The sequence below is a fragment of the Micrococcus sp. APC 4021 genome (assembly GCF_030407635.1).
Classification (GTDB): Bacteria; Actinomycetota; Actinomycetes; order Actinomycetales; family Micrococcaceae; genus Micrococcus; species Micrococcus luteus.
In genome coordinates, this window is record NZ_JASDCZ010000046.1 from 1 (window position 1) to 16,748 (window position 16,748).

The 16,748-nt window shown below is 72.6% G+C and carries 12 protein-coding genes and 1 rRNA gene; 11 read left to right on the top strand and 2 right to left on the bottom strand.

Annotated features, from left to right (window positions below):
- Positions 1-152: 152 nt before the first annotated feature.
- Complete coding sequence (locus tag QL983_RS05860) at positions 153-1,154, bottom strand: quinone oxidoreductase (RefSeq protein ID WP_036315656.1); 1,002 nt, start codon at positions 1,152-1,154, stop codon at positions 153-155.
- 102 nt (positions 1,155-1,256) lie between these two features.
- On the opposite strand from QL983_RS05860, the gene argC reads away from it, so the two are divergent.
- The 6 genes from argC to argR are packed head-to-tail and all read left to right on the top strand — an operon-like array spanning position 1,257 to position 7,179.
- On the top strand, positions 1,257-2,297 hold the full coding sequence (gene argC / locus QL983_RS05865; protein WP_123244382.1) for an N-acetyl-gamma-glutamyl-phosphate reductase: 1,041 nt from the start codon (positions 1,257-1,259) through the stop codon (positions 2,295-2,297).
- Positions 2,294-3,454: a bifunctional glutamate N-acetyltransferase/amino-acid acetyltransferase ArgJ gene (argJ, locus tag QL983_RS05870; protein WP_044659909.1), complete on the top strand. Its 1,161-nt coding sequence runs from the start codon at positions 2,294-2,296 to the stop codon at positions 3,452-3,454. Before argC ends, argJ begins: the two co-directional genes overlap by 4 nt.
- Positions 3,455-3,465: 11 nt before the next feature.
- A complete protein-coding gene (gene argB / locus QL983_RS05875) occupies positions 3,466-4,452 on the top strand; it encodes an acetylglutamate kinase (RefSeq protein WP_179288539.1) in 987 nt (328 codons plus the stop codon).
- The gene (locus QL983_RS05880) at positions 4,449-5,735 is read left to right on the top strand and encodes an acetylornithine transaminase (protein WP_159228049.1); all 1,287 of its coding nucleotides are present in this window, start codon (positions 4,449-4,451) and stop codon (positions 5,733-5,735) included. Before argB ends, QL983_RS05880 begins: the two co-directional genes overlap by 4 nt.
- On the top strand, positions 5,732-6,691 hold the full coding sequence (gene argF / locus QL983_RS05885; RefSeq protein ID WP_036315667.1) for an ornithine carbamoyltransferase: 960 nt from the start codon (positions 5,732-5,734) through the stop codon (positions 6,689-6,691). The genes QL983_RS05880 and argF overlap by 4 nt, the downstream gene beginning before the upstream one ends.
- Positions 6,691-7,179 (top strand): arginine repressor, encoded by a 489-nt coding sequence (argR, locus tag QL983_RS05890; RefSeq protein WP_036337506.1) that lies wholly within the window; start codon positions 6,691-6,693, stop codon positions 7,177-7,179. The genes argF and argR overlap by 1 nt, the downstream gene beginning before the upstream one ends.
- A 114-nt stretch (positions 7,180-7,293) precedes the next feature.
- Here the strand turns inward: argR and rpf are convergent, their stop codons facing one another.
- Positions 7,294-8,232: a resuscitation-promoting factor Rpf gene (gene rpf, locus QL983_RS05895; RefSeq protein ID WP_135101423.1), complete on the bottom strand. Its 939-nt coding sequence runs from the start codon at positions 8,230-8,232 to the stop codon at positions 7,294-7,296.
- A gap of 622 nt (positions 8,233-8,854) precedes the next feature.
- On the opposite strand from rpf, the gene QL983_RS05900 reads away from it, so the two are divergent.
- The 5 genes from QL983_RS05900 to QL983_RS05920 form a co-directional block, all read left to right on the top strand.
- Positions 8,855-10,096 (top strand): argininosuccinate synthase, encoded by a 1,242-nt coding sequence (locus QL983_RS05900; protein ID WP_095694719.1) that lies wholly within the window; start codon positions 8,855-8,857, stop codon positions 10,094-10,096.
- An 85-nt stretch (positions 10,097-10,181) separates the two neighbouring features.
- Positions 10,182-11,642, top strand: a complete 1,461-nt coding sequence (gene argH, locus QL983_RS05905) for an argininosuccinate lyase (RefSeq protein WP_095694718.1) — start codon at positions 10,182-10,184, stop codon at positions 11,640-11,642.
- A gap of 168 nt (positions 11,643-11,810) precedes the next feature.
- Entirely contained in the window at positions 11,811-14,099 is a 2,289-nt protein-coding gene (locus QL983_RS05910; protein ID WP_135101425.1) for a UvrD-helicase domain-containing protein, read from the top strand.
- Between the two features lie 68 nt (positions 14,100-14,167).
- The gene (gene tyrS / locus QL983_RS05915; protein ID WP_148408409.1) at positions 14,168-15,511 is read left to right on the top strand and encodes a tyrosine--tRNA ligase; all 1,344 of its coding nucleotides are present in this window, start codon (positions 14,168-14,170) and stop codon (positions 15,509-15,511) included.
- A gap of 783 nt (positions 15,512-16,294) precedes the next feature.
- A 16S ribosomal RNA gene (locus QL983_RS05920) occupies positions 16,295-16,748 on the top strand; the annotation flags it as partial.

Sequence of the window (16,748 nt, forward strand, 5' to 3'; positions counted from 1 at the left end):
ACCCCGCGGGCGCGGCGGACGAAAGGGACACAGGGGCCTCCGGGGGTGTGAGCGGCAAACCGAGGGTCGGACGCGGACCAGGCCGCAGCGGGACATTCTATGCCCCGCCCGCGGCCGCGCGGGGCGCCTGGAAGGCACCGGGCGGGTCCGGCTCAGGACAGGGTGAGCAGCACCTTGCCCGTCGTCGACCGGGACTCGAGGGCGGCGTGCGCGGCGGCCGCGTCCGCCAGCGGGAAGCGCTCGCCGATCCGTACGTCGAGCTCGCCGGAGGCCCACGCCCCGAACACCTCTCCACCACGCCAGCGGGTCTCCTCGCCCGTGCGCGTGTAGTGCACCAGCGAGGGCCGGGTGACGTACAGCGAGCCGGCCGCGTTGAGCCGCTGCAGGTCGAAGGGGGGCACCTGCCCGGAGGCCCCGCCGAAGAGCACGAGTGTGCCGCGCACGCGCAGCACCTCGAGCGAGGTGTCGAAGGTGTCCTTCCCCACGCCGTCGTACACGACGTGCGCGCCCTCGCCGTCCGTCAGCTCCGCCACCGTGGCGGCGAGGTCCGGATAGTCCACCGCGGCAACGGCGCCCGCGCCCCGGGACAGCTCCCGCTTCTCCTCCGTGGACGCCGTGGTGACCACGCGGGCGCCGCGGGCCGTCGCGAGCTGGGTGAGCAGGAGCCCCACGCCGCCGGCACCGGCCGTCACGACCACCGTGTGGCCCTCCTCCACCGGGAAGGTGGACCGGCAGAGGTAGTGGGCCGTCATGCCCTGCAGCGGAAGGGCGGCGGCCTCGGCCAGGTCGATGCCCTCCGGGACGGCGAGGAGACGATCCGCGGGGGCGGTGAAGTGCTCGGCGTACGCACCGGTGGCCGTCGCGGTGGCGACACGGGCCCCCAGGAGCGCGGCGTCCACGCCCTCGCCGAGCGCGACGACCTCGCCGGAGCCCTCCGTGCCGGGGGTGAAGGGCAGGTCCATCGCGTAGGTCCCGGAGCGCTGGTACGTCTCGATGAAGTTCAGGCCCGCCGCGGCGGTCCGCACCAGCACGTGCCCCGGTGCGGGAGAGGGCACCTCCGTCTCGGTCCACTGCAGGACCTCGGGGCCGCCCGTGGCGGACACGACGACGGCGTGGTGGGTGCGGGGGACGGCGGGGGTGTTCGCAGTGGTCATGGCCCCACTCTAGGAGCGGGCCCGGACATCCGGCCCGTCCCGGGGGACCCGAGGCACCGCATAGATATTCCGTGCAACGCATATCTACGCTAGGATGGGGCCATGACCCACACCGTCGCCGTCTCCGGAGCCAGCGGCTACGCCGGGGGAGAGGCCCTGCGCCTGCTCGCCGGCCACCCGTCCGTCACCGTCGGAGCCATCACGGCCCACTCGAACGCGGGGGAGCGCCTCGGCGCCCTCCAGCCGCACCTGCACGCCCTGGCGGACCGCGTCCTCGCCGAGACCACCGCGGACGTCCTCGCCGGTCACGACGTCGTGATCCTCGCGCTGCCCCACGGGGCCTCCGGGGCGCTCGCGGCCGAGATCGCCGAGCGCTCCCCGGACACCCTGGTGATCGACGCGGGCGCCGACCACCGCCTCGAGTCCGCCGCGGACTGGGAGGCCTTCTACGGCACCGCGCACGCCGGGACCTGGCCCTACGGCCTGCCCGAGCTGCCCGGTCAGCGTGAGCGACTCGCCGGCACCCGCCGCATCGCCGTCCCCGGGTGCTACCCGACCACCTCGATCCTCGCCCTCGCGCCCGGCTTCGCCGCGGGGCTGCTCGAGCCGCAGGACGTGGTGATCGTCGCCGCCTCGGGCACCTCCGGGGCGGGCAAGGCGCTCAAGCCGCACCTGCTCGGCGCCGAGGTCATGGGCGGGATGAGCCCGTACGGCGTCGGTGGCGGGCACCGGCACACCCCGGAGATCGAGCAGGGCCTGGCCCAGGCGGCCGGCGAGCCGGTCCGCGTCTCCTTCACGCCCACGCTCGCGCCGATGCCGCGCGGCATCCTCGCGACGGCCACGGCGCGGCTGCGCCCCGGCGTGGCCGCCGCGGACGTGCGCGCGGCATGGGCCGCGGCCTACGGCGGCGAACGCTTCGTGCACCTGCTGCCCGAGGGGCAGTGGCCGACGACGAAGGCGGTCCTCGGCTCCAACCACGTGCAGCTGCAGCTCGCCGTGGATGAGCGTGCCGGCCGCGTGATCGTCTGCGCGGTGCTCGACAACCTCACCAAGGGCACGGCCGGCGGCGCCGTGCAGTCCATGAACATCGCCCTGGGCCTGCCGGAGCAGGCGGGGCTCGAGCAGCAGGGGGTCGCGCCGTGAGCGTCACCGCAGCACAGGGGTTCCGGGCGGCCGGCGTCACCGCGGGGCTGAAGGCCTCGGGCACGCCCGACGTCGCCGTCGTCGTCAACCAGGGCCCGCGCGACGCGGCGGCCGCCGTCCTCACCGAGAACCGGGTGGCGGCCGCCCCCGTGGTCTGGACCCGCCGCGCCGTGCGGGACGGCCGCGCGACCGCGGTCGTCCTGAACTCCGGCGGGGCCAACGCGGCCACCGGCGCCGAGGGCCTCGAGGACGCCCGTCGCACCGCCGAGCACGCGGCCGCCGCCCTCGGAACCGCCGCCGACGACGTGCTCGTCTGCTCGACCGGCCTCATCGGCGAGCGCCTGCCGATGGACACGCTCACCGCGGGCGTGGCCGAGGCGGTCGCCGCCCTGAGTCCGGACGGCGGCGAGGACGCCGCCGTCGCGATCAAGACCACGGACACCGTGGCCAAGACCGCCGTGGCCCGCGGCGCGGGCTTCACCGTGGGCGGCATGGCCAAAGGGGCGGGCATGCTGGCACCCGGCATGGCCACGATGCTCAGCGTCATCACCACGGACGCCGACGTCCCCGCCCCCGCCCTCGACGCGGCCCTGCGCGAGGCCGTGCGCGCCACCTTCAACCGGGTCGACTCGGACGGGTGCATGTCCACCAATGACACCGTGATCCTGCTGGCCTCGGGCGCGTCCGGGACGGCGCCCGAGCCCGCGGCGTTCGCCGCGGCCCTCCACGAGGTCTGCGCGGACCTGTCCCGCCAGCTCGTCGCCGACGCCGAGGGTGCCCGGCACGACATCGCCGTGCGCGTGGTCCACGCCGAGACCGAGGAGGCGGCCGAGGCCGTCGCGCGCGCTGTCGGCCGCTCCAACCTGTTCAAGACCGCGATCTTCGGCCAGGACCCGAACTGGGGACGCGTGATCGCCGCCGTCGGCACGGTCCCGGAGTCGGTCGCCGCCTTCGACCCGTACGCCCTCGACGTGCGCTTCAACGGCGTCCAGGTGTGCCGCGCCTCCGGCGTGGGAGAGGACCGCTCCCGCGTGGACCTCTCGGCCCGCGAGGTGCTCGTCGAGGTCGACCTGCACGCCGGCGACGCCGAGGCCACGGTCTGGACCAACGACCTGACGCACGACTACGTCCACGAGAACTCCGCCTACTCCACGTGAGGACCCCCAGCATGAGCCCGCACACCGATCCGGCCACGGCGGCCGCGCCCGTCCTGTCCACCGCGGACCGGCTCGACCGCGCCGAGTCCAAGGCGGAGGTCCTCGTCGAGGCCCTGCCCTGGATCCGGCGGTTCGCCGGCACCGTCATGGTCGTCAAGTACGGCGGCAACGCCATGGTGTCGGAGGAGCTGCGCCGGGCGTTCGCCGAGGACATCGTGTTCCTGCACCACGTGGGGGTCCACCCCGTGGTGGTGCACGGCGGCGGCCCGCAGATCAACGCGATGCTCGACCGCCTCGGCATCGCCTCGGAGTTCCGCGGCGGCCTGCGCGTGACCACCGAGGAGGCCATGGACGTGGTCCGCATGGTGCTCACGGGACAGGTGGGCCGCGAGCTGGTCGGCCTCGTGAACTCCCACGGCCCGTACGCCGTCGGCTTCTCCGGCGAGGACGCGGGGCTGCTGCGCGCCCGCCGCACGGGCGCCGTCGTCGACGGCCAGGAGGTGGACCTCGGCCTCGTGGGAGAGGTCACCGGAGTCGACCCGACCGCGATCCTCGACGTGATCGAGTCCGGGCGGATCCCCGTGGTCTCGTCGGTCGCCCCCGAGATCAACGACGACGGCGAGCCCACCGGGCAGGTCCTCAACGTCAATGCGGACACCGCCGCCGCGGCCCTGGCCGCCGCCCTCGGCGCCGCGAAGCTCGTGCTGCTCACCGACGTCGAAGGCCTCTACGCCGACTGGCCGGACCGCGACTCCCTCATCAGCTCGCTCACCGCCGCCCAGCTGCGTGCGCTGCTGCCCTCCCTGGCCTCCGGGATGATCCCGAAGATGGCCGCGTGCCTGGCGGCCGTCGACGCCGGCGTGCAGCGCGCCCACGTCGTGGACGGCCGCCGCCCCCACTCGATGCTGCTGGAGGTCTTCACCTCCGCGGGCGTCGGCACCCAGGTGGTGCCCGACGCCGAACCCACCGCCCCGACCACCCCCGAGGAGGACGCATGAGCACCGACCAGTCCGCGCTGCTGGAGCGCTACCACGCCGCCCTGACCGGAGTCTTCGGCCGCCCCGCCCGCGTGCTCGTGCGCGGCGAGGGGGTCCACGTGTGGGACACCGACGGCCGGCGCTACACGGACCTGCTGGCCGGCATCGCCGTGAACGCGCTCGGCCACGGCCACCCGGCGCTGGTGCGGGCGGTGTCCGAGCAGATCGCCACGCTCGGCCACGTGTCCAACCTCTTCACCTCCGAGCCGCAGATCCGCCTGGCCGAGCGCCTGCTGGAGCTGGCCGGCGCGCCCGCGGGCTCCACCGTGTTCTTCGCGAACTCCGGCACGGAGGCCAACGAGGCCGCGTTCAAGCTCGCCCGCCGCCACGGCGCGGACGACCCGTCCGGCCGCCGGACGCGGGTGATCGCGCTCGAGCGGGCCTTCCACGGTCGCACGATGGGCGCCCTCGCGCTCACGCACAAGGAGGCCTACCGGGCGCCCTTCGAGCCGCTGCCCGGCGGCGTGGAGCACGTGCCGGGCGGGGACGCCGCAGCCCTGCGGGCGGCCCTGGCCCCGGACGACGACGGCGCCACCGTCGCCGCCGTCATCCTCGAGCCGGTCCAGGGCGAGGCCGGCGTGCACGGCTGGCCGGCCGGCTACCTGGCCGAGGTGCGGGCCGCGACCCGCGAGGCCGGCGCCCTGATGATCCTCGACGAGGTGCAGTCCGGCGTGGGCCGCACCGGCACGTGGTTCGGCTTCCAGAATCCGGCCGTCACCGGGGCGGCCGAGCCAGTGGTGCCCGACGCCTTCACCCTGGCGAAGGGACTGGGAGGCGGCGTGCCGATCGGGGCGCTCGTGTGCGTCGGCCCCGCCGTCTCCGGGCTGCTCACCGCCGGCCAGCACGGCACCACGTTCGGCGGCAACCCCCTGGCCACCGCCGCGGGCCTGGCCGTGCTCCAGACCGTCGAGGACGAGGGCCTGCTCGGCCACGTCCGCGCGGCGGGTGAGGCCGTGGCCGCCCTGCTGGAGGACCTGCCCGAGGTGGCCGCGGTCCGCGGTCACGGCCTGTGGATCGGCGTCGACCTGGCCGACCCCGCGGGACCGGCCCCGGCCGGCGGGCTGGCCCCCGCCGTCGTCGCCGCCGGCCTCGAGGCGGGCTGGATCCTCAACGCCACCGGCCCCTCCACCCTGCGCCTGGCCCCGCCGCTGACCGTGCCCGTGGCCGAGCTCGAGCGCTTCGCCGCGGCCCTGCCCGGGCTCGTGGCCGCCGCCCTGACCCCCGCCGAAGGAGACCGCCCATGACCCCCGCTGCCGCCGTCCGCCACTTCCTGGTGGACACGGACCTCACCCCGGCCGAGCAGGCCGAGGTGCTCGACCTCGCCGCGCAGATGAAGGCCGACCGGTTCCGGCACCGCCCGCTGGCCGGGCCCCGGACCGGCATCGTGTTCTTCGACAAGACCTCCACGCGCACCCGCGTCTCGTTCGCGGCCGGCATCGCCGAGCTCGGCGGGACGCCGCTGATCGTGAACCCGGGGGAGTCGCAGCTGGGCCACAAGGAGTCCGTGGCCGACACGGCCCGCGTGCTGGAGCGGATGGTCGGCGTCATCGTCTGGCGCACGTTCGCCCAGGCCGGCCTCGAGGAGATGGCCGCCCATTCCTCGGTGCCCGTGGTCAATGCGCTCAGCGACGACTACCACCCCTGTCAGATCCTCGCCGACCTGCTGACGGTGCGCGAGCACCTCGGCGGCACGGCGGGCCGCACTCTTACGTATCTGGGGGACGCGGCGAACAACATGGCCCACTCGTATCTGCTCGGGTGCGCGACGGCCGGCATGCACGTGCGGGTCGCCGGCCCCGAGGGGCACCTGCCTGCCGAGGACGTCGTGGCCGCCGCTCGACAGCGGGCGGCGGAGACGGGCGGTTCCGTCCTCGTCACGACGGACGCGGCCGAGGCCCTGGCGGGCGCGGACGTCGTCGTGACCGACACGTGGGTGTCCATGGGCCAGGAGGAGGAGAAGGAGGCCCGCCTGGCGCTGTTCCGGGACTACCAGGTGGACGCCGACGCGATGGCGCGGGCGGCCGACGACGCGATCTTCCTGCACTGCCTGCCCGCGTACCGGGGCTACGAGGTCACGGCCGAGGTGATCGACGGGCCGCGGTCCGTGGTGTTCGACGAGGCCGAGAACCGGCTGCACGCGCAGAAGGCGCTCATCGCCTGGCTGCTGTATCGCTCCGGCCTGGCCGAGGAGCCGCGCTGATGGCCGCCCCCACGACGAAGATCGCCCGTCAGGCCGCGATCCGGGAGATCCTGGCCACCCGGGGCATCCGCTCCCAGGCCGAACTCTCGGACGCCCTGGGCGATCGCGGGCTGTCCGTCACCCAGGGCACGCTCTCGCGGGACCTGGTGGACCTCGGCGCGGTGCGGACGCGCGGGCCGGCCGGCATGGTCTACGCCCTGCCGGCGGAGGGCGACGACGCCGCCGTGCCGGGCCGCGGCTCGGACGCGCAGCTGAATCGGCTGGCGAGCATGGCCCGCGAGCTGCTCGTCTCCGCCGAGCCCACGGCGAACCTCGTGGTCCTGCGCACGCCCCCGGGTGCGGCGCAGTTCCTGGCCAGCGTGATCGACCAGGCGCGCGTGGAGCACGTGATGGGCACGATCGCCGGCGACGACACCATCCTCCTCATCACCACGGGGACCACGTCCGCCCCGGCCGTCGCGGCCCACCTGCTGGGTCTGGCGGGCTAACCGACCCGTCCGGCCCCGCCCGCGCGGGTGACGGGCACCAGGCACGAGGAAGGCCCCCGCCGATGGCGGGGGCCTTCCTCGTGTGGCACCGGTCCGGGGGACCGGTCAGGCGTCTCAGGCCTGCGGCAGGACGAGCTCCTGGCCGACGTAGATCACGGCGGCGTCGGAGACGGCGCCCTTGTTGGCCTCGTAGAGGGCGGTCCAGCCACCCTCCACCTCGTACTCGTTGGCGAGCTTCCAGAGGGAGTCACCGGACTTGACGACGATGGTCTCGGCCTCGGCGACGACGGCCTGCTCCGCGGCAGCGGCCTGCTCAGCGGCGGCAGCCTTCTGAGCGGCGGCCTTCTCCGCGGCGGCGGCACGCTGGGCAGCGGCCTTGTCGGCGGCGGCCTGCTCGGCAGCAGCCTGCTCGGCGGCCCAGCGCTCGGCGGCGGCCTGGTCGGCAGCAGCCTGCTCAGCAGCGGCCTCGGCGGCAGCGGCCTGCTCGGCAGCAGCCTGCTTGGCGGCCCAGCGCTCGGCGGCGGCCTGGTCGGCAGCAGCCTGCTCAGCCGCGGCCTGGTCGGCAGCAGCCTGCTCAGCCGCAGCCTGGTCGGCAGCAGTCTCGTCCGCGGCGGACTGGCGCTGCACGGTGGCGGTGCGCTCCACGGCGACCGGGGCGGCGTCCACGTCGCCGGCGTCCGCGTCAGCCTGGGTCAGGCCCAGCTTCTGCGAGCACAGCGGCCAGGCGCCCCAGCCCTGCAGGTCCTGGAGGATCTCGGCGCGCTTGATCTGCTCGGCCTTCGAGGCCTGATGCGGGTAGCCCTCGCCGCCGACGGCCTGCCAGGAGGACAGGGTGAACTGCACGCCGCCGTAGAAGCCGTTGCCGGTGTTGATGTCCCAGGTGCCGCTGGACTCGCACTCGGCGAGGCGGTCCCAGGTGTCCACGGTGGCGGCCTGGGCCGGGGCGGAGAAGCCCACGGCGGCGGCGCCGGCGAGGGTCATGCCCGCGACGATCGAGGCGGTGGCACGGCGGGAGCGGGTGGCGGAAGTGGTGAAGAGAGTCATGGTGTCCATGGCGAGTCCTCGCTGATCGGCGGCCGAGGCGCACCGGGGTCGTCCTTCTCCTTGGTCGGGTCATGCCCTCCGTCGGTTCGAGACGACCCAGCAGCGGGCGACCGTCGGAGGGGGTTCGATGTCGTGGCCTCCCCGTCCCCGACCTCTCGGTCAGATCACGGTTCGATCACGAATCGGCTACGGAAGAGTCAACGACGGGAGCCCCCCTCGCGTCAAATCATGGGTCGACGGATTCTTGCCCGTCTGTCTGAAATTTGAGAACGGGTGACGAATCGATCCCTAGAGTCGTGGGCGCGTGGATGAAATGCACGCTACTGGTCGGATTTGCTGTCATGGTGTCTGATCCGCCGGTGTGGACAACCTCCGTCACAGGGGCATGGGCGAAGGTCACGATCGACGGCCGAGGCCGTGACCTGAGTCGCGTTCGACCCGGGATTCGAGGGCGGAGCGATGGTCGCCCGTGGCCGTCGCTGTCGGCGCAGAGGGGCTGCACAGGGGCCATCGGGAGCTGATATTCCGTCAGTTGCATATTTATTCAAGATCCGGGTAGGATCGCCACCGAGCACGCCTCCGACGGCCACGTGCCGCGCTGGGAGACCCCCCTATATAAAGAGGAGAAAACGTGAAGGAACGCATCATCCTTGCCTACTCGGGCGGCCTGGACACCTCGGTGGCCATCGGCTGGATCGCCGAGGCCACGGGCGCCGAGGTCGTCGCCGTCGCGGTCGACGTGGGCCAGGGGGGCGAGTCCCTCGAGACGATCCGCCAGCGCGCCCTGGACTGCGGCGCCGTCGAGGCCTACGTCGCCGACGCGCGTGACGAGTTCGCCGAGCAGTACTGCATGCCCACGCTCAAGGCCAACGCCCTCTACATGGACGCCTACCCGCTGGTCTCCGCGATCTCGCGCCCGGTGATCTCCCGCCACCTGGTCGCGGCGGCCCGCCAGTTCGGCGCCTCGACGGTGGCGCACGGCTGCACCGGCAAGGGCAACGACCAGGTCCGCTTCGAGGTCTCCATTCAGACCCTCGGGCCCGACCTGAAGTGCATCGCCCCGGTGCGCGACCTCGCCCTGACCCGCGAGAAGGCCATCGAGTACGCCGAGCGCAACGACCTGCCGATCGTCACCACCAAGAAGAACCCGTTCTCGATCGACCAGAACGTGTGGGGCCGCGCCGTCGAGACCGGCTTCCTCGAGGACATCTGGAACGGCCCCACGAAGGACGTCTACGACTACACGGACGACCCCGCCTTCCCGCCGGCGCCGGACGTGGTCACGATCGCCTTCGAGCGCGGCGTCCCCACGGCCCTCGACGGCCGCGCGCTGAGCCCGCTGGAGATCATCGAGGAGCTCAACCGCCGGGCCGGTGCCCAGGGCGTGGGCCGGATCGACATCGTCGAGGACCGCCTCGTGGGCATCAAGTCCCGCGAGATCTACGAGGCACCGGGGGCCATGGCGCTGATCGCGGCCCACCGTGAGCTCGAGAACGTCACCCTGGAGCGGGAACAGGCGCGCTTCAAGAAGCATGTGGACCAGCGGTGGACCGAGCTGGTCTACGACGGCCAGTGGTACTCCCCGCTGAAGCGGAACCTGGACACGTTCATCGACGCGACCCAGGAGCACGTCAACGGTGAGATCCGCCTGGAGCTCCACGGTGGCCGCGCCACGGTGCAGGGTCGCCGGTCCGAGACCGGCCTGTACGACTTCAACCTCGCCACGTACGACGAGGGCGACTCGTTCGACCAGTCCTCGGCCCGCGGGTTCATCGACATCTTCGGCCTGTCCGCGAAGACGGCCTCCGAGCGCGAGCAGCGCCTGCGCGGCGGCGCCGACCTCCAGGACGTCGCCCGCCTGTCCAACGACTGACCCCGCACGCCCCGTGCACGACGGCGGCCCGCCCGCGACCGGGCCGGCCGCCGTCGGCCTGTCACCGACCTCGAGGAGACCTTCGATGACCGAGAACACCGATGCCCGCCACGGGACCAACGAGGGCGCCCTGTGGGGCGGCCGCTTCGCCGGCGGCCCTTCCGAGGCGCTCGCCGCGCTCAGCAAGTCCACGCACTTCGACTGGCGCCTGGCGCCCTATGACATCGCCGGCTCCCGTGCCCACGCCCGGGTGCTGCACACCGCCGGTCTGCTCAGTGCGGACGACCTGGACGGGATGATCGCGGCCCTCGACCGGCTCGAGGCGGACGTGCGTTCCGGTGCCTACACCCCGGCGGCGTCCGATGAGGACGTGCACGGCTCGCTCGAGCGCGGCCTCATCGAGCGGGCCGGTCCCGAGCTCGGCGGCCGCCTGCGAGCCGGCCGATCCCGCAACGACCAGGTCGCCACCCTCGGCCGGATGTTCCTGCGCGACCACGCCCGCATCATCGCGCGGGGCGTGATCGCCACGGTGGACGCGCTGCTCGATCAGGCGCGGGCGCACCCGTACGCGCCGATGCCGGGCCGCACCCACCTGCAGCACGCGCAGCCCGTCCTGCTCTCGCACCACCTGCTCGCGCACGCCTGGGCGTTCGCGCGGGACCTGCAGCGGCTCGTGGACTGGGATGCGCGCGCGGCCGTCTCGCCGTACGGCTCCGGGGCCCTGGCCGGCTCCTCCCTGGGTCTGGACCCGAACGCCGTGGCCACCGAGCTCGGCTTCGAGTCGGCCGTGTGGAACTCGATCGACGGCACCGCCGCCCGCGACGTGTACGCGGAGTTCGCGTGGGTCGCCGCGATGGTCGGCGTCGACCTGTCCCGCATCTCGGAGGAGGTCATCTTCTGGGCCACCAAGGAGGCGGGCTTCGTGAAGCTGCACGACGCGTATTCCACGGGGTCCTCCATCATGCCGCAGAAGAAGAACCCGGACGTCGCCGAGCTGGCCCGCGGCAAGTCCGGCCGCCTCATCGGCGACCTCACGGGGCTGCTGGCCACGCTCAAGGGCATGCCGCTGGCCTACAACCGCGACCTGCAGGAGGACAAGGAGCCCGTCTTCGACGCCGCGGACACCCTCGAGCTGCTGCTGCCCGCCGTCTCCGGGATGATCGCCACCCTCGAGTTCCAGACGGAGCGCATGGCGGAGCTGGCCCCGCAGGGCTTCGCGCTGGCCACCGACGTCGCCGAGTGGCTCGTCCGCCAGGGGGTCCCGTTCCGCGAGGCCCACGAGCTGTCCGGCGAGGCCGTGAAGGCGGCCGAGGCCCGGGGCGTGGAGCTGTGGGACCTCACGGACGAGGAGTACGCGGCCATCTCGCCGGCGCTGACCCCGCAGGTCCGCGAGGTGCTCAGCACGGAGGGCTCGCTCGCCTCTCGCGACGCCCAGGGCGGGACCGCGCCGACGGCCGTCGCGGCGCAGATCGGGGCGCTCGAGGACGCCCTGGAACCGCTGCGCCGCTGGGCCGACACGCCGGGCTCCGTCGTCGACGCCCGCTGACGCGGTCGCCCGGTCGAGTCGGCGTCGGCCGGGCCGGACGCGGCGGTGCCCGGCAGGGCACCGCCGCGTCACCCGCCGTTCACCGCGGTCGGCGTAGCATGGGTGGTCACTTTTCCGCCGGGCGGGCCGCAGCGTGGTCCGCCTCTCACCGCACCGCGAGGGCCCCCGATGACCGATACCGTGTCCGTCCGCCAGTCCGAGCTCGACCTCGAGCGGGGTCGGGTCGCCGAGCGGTACGCCCGCCTCGACGCCCTGCGTGAGGAGAAGGAGCGCCAGCTCGCGGCCGTGCGCCGGACCGGCCCGCAGGGGTCGCTGCAGAACCACTCCGAGCGCGACGCCTTCGCCAGCCTCTACGAGGACCGACTCGCCCAGCTCTACGCCGTGGACGACCGCCTCGTCTTCGGCCGGCTCGACCTCGACGCCGAGCGGGAGGGTGGGGCCGACGAGCAGCGGTACATCGGGCGCATCGGCCTCACCACCGAGGACCACGAGCGCCTCCTCGTCGACTGGCGCGCGGCCGAGGCCGGCGCCTTCTACCAGGCGACGGCGGCCCACCGGGGCCGCGTGCGCCGTCGTCGTCACCTGATGCTGCGGGGGCGCGAGGTGCGCGACCTCGAGGACGACATCCTGGACCCGACGCTGCTGGGCGAGGACGGCGTGCGCGCCGATGCCCAGGGTGCGCTGCTGGCCGCCGTCACCGCCCGACGCACGGGACGGATGGGGGACATCGTCGCCACGATCCAGGCGGAGCAGGACGAGGTGATCCGCGCGCCCCTGCCCGGGGCGGTCGTGGTGCAGGGCGGGCCCGGCACGGGGAAGACCGCCGTCGCCCTGCACCGCGCCGCCTACCTGCTGTACACCCACCGGGAGCGCCTCGCCCGCTCGGGCGTGCTGATCGTCGGCCCCTCGACCGCGTTCATGCGGTACATCGAGCGGGTGCTGCCCTCGCTGGGCGAGACGGGTGTCGTGATGTCCTCGCTGGGGACGCTGATGCCGGGCGTGCGGGCCGTCCCGGAGCGGGACCTCGACGCGGCGGCGGTGAAGGGCCGGCTGGACATGGTGGACGCCGTCGCCCACGCGGTCGCGCAGCGCCAGCGCCTGCTCGTCGAGCCGCGGCGCCTGATGATCGACGGCACGGCCGTCAAGCTCAAGCCGGCCATGGTCCGGCGCGCCCGGGACAAGGCACGGGCCACCCGCAAGCCCCACAACGAGGCCCGGGTGACGTTCGTGAAGATCCTCGTCCGCGAGCTCGCGGAGAAGCTGCGCAAGAAGCTGGAGAAGTCCTCGGGCGCCCCGGTGCAGCGTGACCTCCTGTTGGAGGACGTGCGCACCTCGCGCGACGTGCGCATCGCGCTCAACCTCTGCTGGATGCCGCTGACGCCGGAGAAGCTCATCGGCGACCTCCTCACCCGGGAGGACCTGCTCCGGGCGGCGGCCCCGTGGCTCTCCGACGCCGAGGTCGGCACGCTCCTGCGGCCGGCCGACGCCCCCTGGACCGAGGCCGACGTGCCCCTGCTGGACGAGGCGGCCGAGCTGCTCGGACGCCTCGAGACCCCGGGCCGGGGCGGTGAGTTCGCGGCCCAGCACGAGCGCAACCTCGAGAACGCCCGGGCGTCCCTGGAGAACATGCACCAGACGCTCGCGGACCTGGGCGTCGACGGCGTCGTGGACGCCGAGCAGCTGGCCGCGGCCAATGAGGCACGCGGGGTGCGACGGACCACCGCCGAGACCGCGGCCCACGACCGCACCTGGACGTACGGGCACGTGGTGGTGGACGAGGCTCAGGAGCTCTCTCCGATGCAGTGGCGCCTGCTGGCGCGCCGCTGCCCGATGAAGTCGTTCACCATCGTGGGGGACATCGCGCAGTCCTCCCGTCGTGACGCGGCCAGCTCGTGGGCGTCCGTCCTCGCCCCGGAGTTCGGGGACCGCTGGCGCCTGGAAGAGCTGACCGTGAACTACCGCTCGCCCGCGCGCGTGATGCGCTGGGCCGCGCAGGTCGCACGGGCGGCCGGGCTCGAGGTCTCCCATCCGCGCGCCGTGCGCGAGGGCGACCATCGCCCGCGCCTGGTGACGGAGCCGGGCGGTGACGTCGCGGCCCTGGCCCTCGAGGCGGTCGAGGCCGAGCGGGGCCGTGTGCCCGAGGCCCTGACCGCCGTGATCGCCCCCGTCGGGCGGACGGGGGAGCTGCTCACGGTCCTCCGGGAGCGGTGGGGGGAGGCGGCCGTGGACACCGCGCCGCTGCCCGGCGTCGAGATCGTCGTCGCCACCCCGTGGGAGACCAAGGGACTGGAGTTCGACACCGTCGTCCTCGTCTCGCCCGAGCGGATCGTGGCCGACGCGCGCGGGGTGGTGGGCGATCTGTACGTGGCGATGACCCGCGCCACCCAGTCGTTGTCCGTCGTCGCCGGGACGGACGCGGCCGCGCTGCCGGCCGGGCTGGCGGACGTCCCGGAGTGAGCCCCGCGGGCGACGTCGCACGTGCGCGGCGTCGCGGAGGCGCGCGGGCGCGTCGCTAGGCTGGGGCCATGGCACCCCAGAACGAGGAGCGCGCGGCCCGACTGCGCGCACAGGCGAACGACCCGAGCTTCGAGAACGTCTGGCAGGAGCTGCGCTGGCGCGGGCTCGTGCACGTCTCGACGGACGAGGCCGCGCTGGAGCAGGCGCTGGCCGGAGAGCCCGTCTCGTATTACTGCGGCTTCGACCCGACCGCTCCGTCCCTCCACCTGGGACACCTGGTCCAGCTGCTCACCCTGCGCCGCCTGCAGCTCGCCGGCCACCGCCCGTACGCCCTCGTGGGCGGCGCCACCGGGCTCATCGGCGACCCGCGGCAGACCTCGGAGCGCGTTCTGAACTCGCAGGAGACCGTGGCGGCGTGGGTGGAGTCGCTGCGCGCGCAGATCGAGCCGTACCTCTCCTTCGAGGGGGAGAACGCGGCGACCATGGTCAACAACCTGGACTGGACCGCGGGCATGAGCGCGCTGGACTTCCTGCGGGACGTCGGCAAGAACTTCCGCGTCGGCACGATGGTGAAGAAGGAGATCGTGGCCAAGCGCCTGAACTCTGATGAGGGCATCTCCTACACGGAGTTCTCCTACCAGGTGCTGCAGGGCAACGACTTCCTCGAGCTGCACCGCCGGCACGGCGTGACCCTCCAGACCGGCGGCTCCGATCAGTGGGGCAACCTCACCGCCGGCACCGAGCTGATCCGCAAGGTGGAGGGGACCCACGCCCATGCGCTGGGCACGCCGCTGATCACGAACGCGGACGGCACCAAGTTCGGCAAGTCCGAGGGCAACGCCGTCTGGCTCGACGCGGAGATGTGCTCCCCGTACGCCTTCTACCAGTTCTGGCTCAACACGGCGGACGCGGACGTCGTCGACCGGCTCAAGGTCTTCACGTTCCTGACCCGCGCGGAGATCGAGGAGTACGCGCAGAAGGTGGCCGACGAGCCGTTCCGCCGGGAGGCCCAGAAGCGCCTGGCGTGGGAGGTCACCGCGCTGGCCCATGGAGAGGAGACGACGACGAAGGTCATCGAGGCCTCCCAGGCCGTGTTCGGAGGCGGCGACCTCACCACCGTGGATCCGGACACGCTGACCGCCGTGCTGGCCGAGCTGCCGCAGGCCGACCGGACCCAGTGGGAGGGGGAGCCGGGCACCGTGACCGCGGTCGAGCTGCTGGTCTCCACCGGGCTGGTCGCCTCGCGCTCCGAGGCGCGTCGGACGGTGCGCGACGGCGGCGCCTCGGTGAACAACGTGCGGGTGACGGATGCCGACCAGGTGTTCACCCGAGACGACGCCCTCGCCGGCCGGCACCTGCTGGTGCGCCGGGGCAAGAAGAGCATGGCGGGTGCGGACCTGGGGGAGGGCTGACCGCGGCTGCAGACCACCGGTGTCCACCGTGAGTCGCGAAAAGTGACCGAGGACACGACGGGCGGCGACGGCGAAGCAACCGCCCACGGGAGGAGCACAGGGCCCCGTTCCCCGCAGGATTCTGCGGAGAACGGGGCCCTCCTTCGTGCCCGGACGCCGGGTGCCGCCCCTGATTTTGTGTTCGGTGGGATTCGTGTGTAGAGTTCCATCTCGTGCTCAAGACGCCGACCGGGTGACCGGGAGGCGGGGTGAAGAACACAGAATCCGCGGATTCATGCCGAGAATGGCAGGTCCAGGGCGGGTGGTGCTCACCGGGTGCGCGGCCGGCAGTGATGCGGGTCGGGATTCCTGAAGAAGATGATCTGGTTTGACAGCCGGGAACCATGTGGTAAGCTTTTCAAGGCCTTCCACGTGGATGGTCCGGTGAGTGTCTGACACCGCGGAAGCGGAGTTGACATGGTCGGATCACGTGGTAAGGTTTTCTAGCCCGGCCATGTGAACGGACGGTGAATGCTTCGGACACGGAGTTGACACGGTCGAAACGGATGGTCTAGGGTGGAGAAGTTGCTCCAGAGCGAAACGGCCCGCGGAGCGGGTCGCTGAAGCTGGAAGCGCCTGTTGTTTGAGAACTCAATAGTGTGCCAAGTTTGTTGATGCCAATTGTTTTAACACATATTGGTTGATCATCGCCTGCCACCCCCGTGGTGTGGTGATGGTCTGCCAGGTATTGAATGGATGTCGTGGTGGTTATTTCCGGCTGCCACGGTGTTGTTCTGTAATTTTTTTACGGAGAGTTTGATCCTGGCTCAGGATGAACGCTGGCGGCGTGCTTAACACATGCAAGTCGAACGATGAAGCCCAGCTTGCTGGGTGGATTAGTGGCGAACGGGTGAGTAACACGTGAGTAACCTGCCCTTAACTCTGGGATAAGCCTGGGAAACTGGGTCTAATACCGGATAGGAGCGTCCACCGCATGGTGGGTGTTGGAAAGATTTATCGGTTTTGGATGGACTCGCGGCCTATCAGCTTGTTGGTGAGGTAATGGCTCACCAAGGCGACGACGGGTAGCCGGCCTGAGAGGGTGACCGGCCACACTGGGACTGAGACACGGCCCAGACTCCTACGGGAGGCAGCAGTGGGGAATATTGCACAATGGGCGCAAGCCTGATGCAGCGACGCCGCGTGAGGGATGACGGCCTTCGGGTTGTAAACCTCTTTCAGTAGGGAAGAAGCGAAA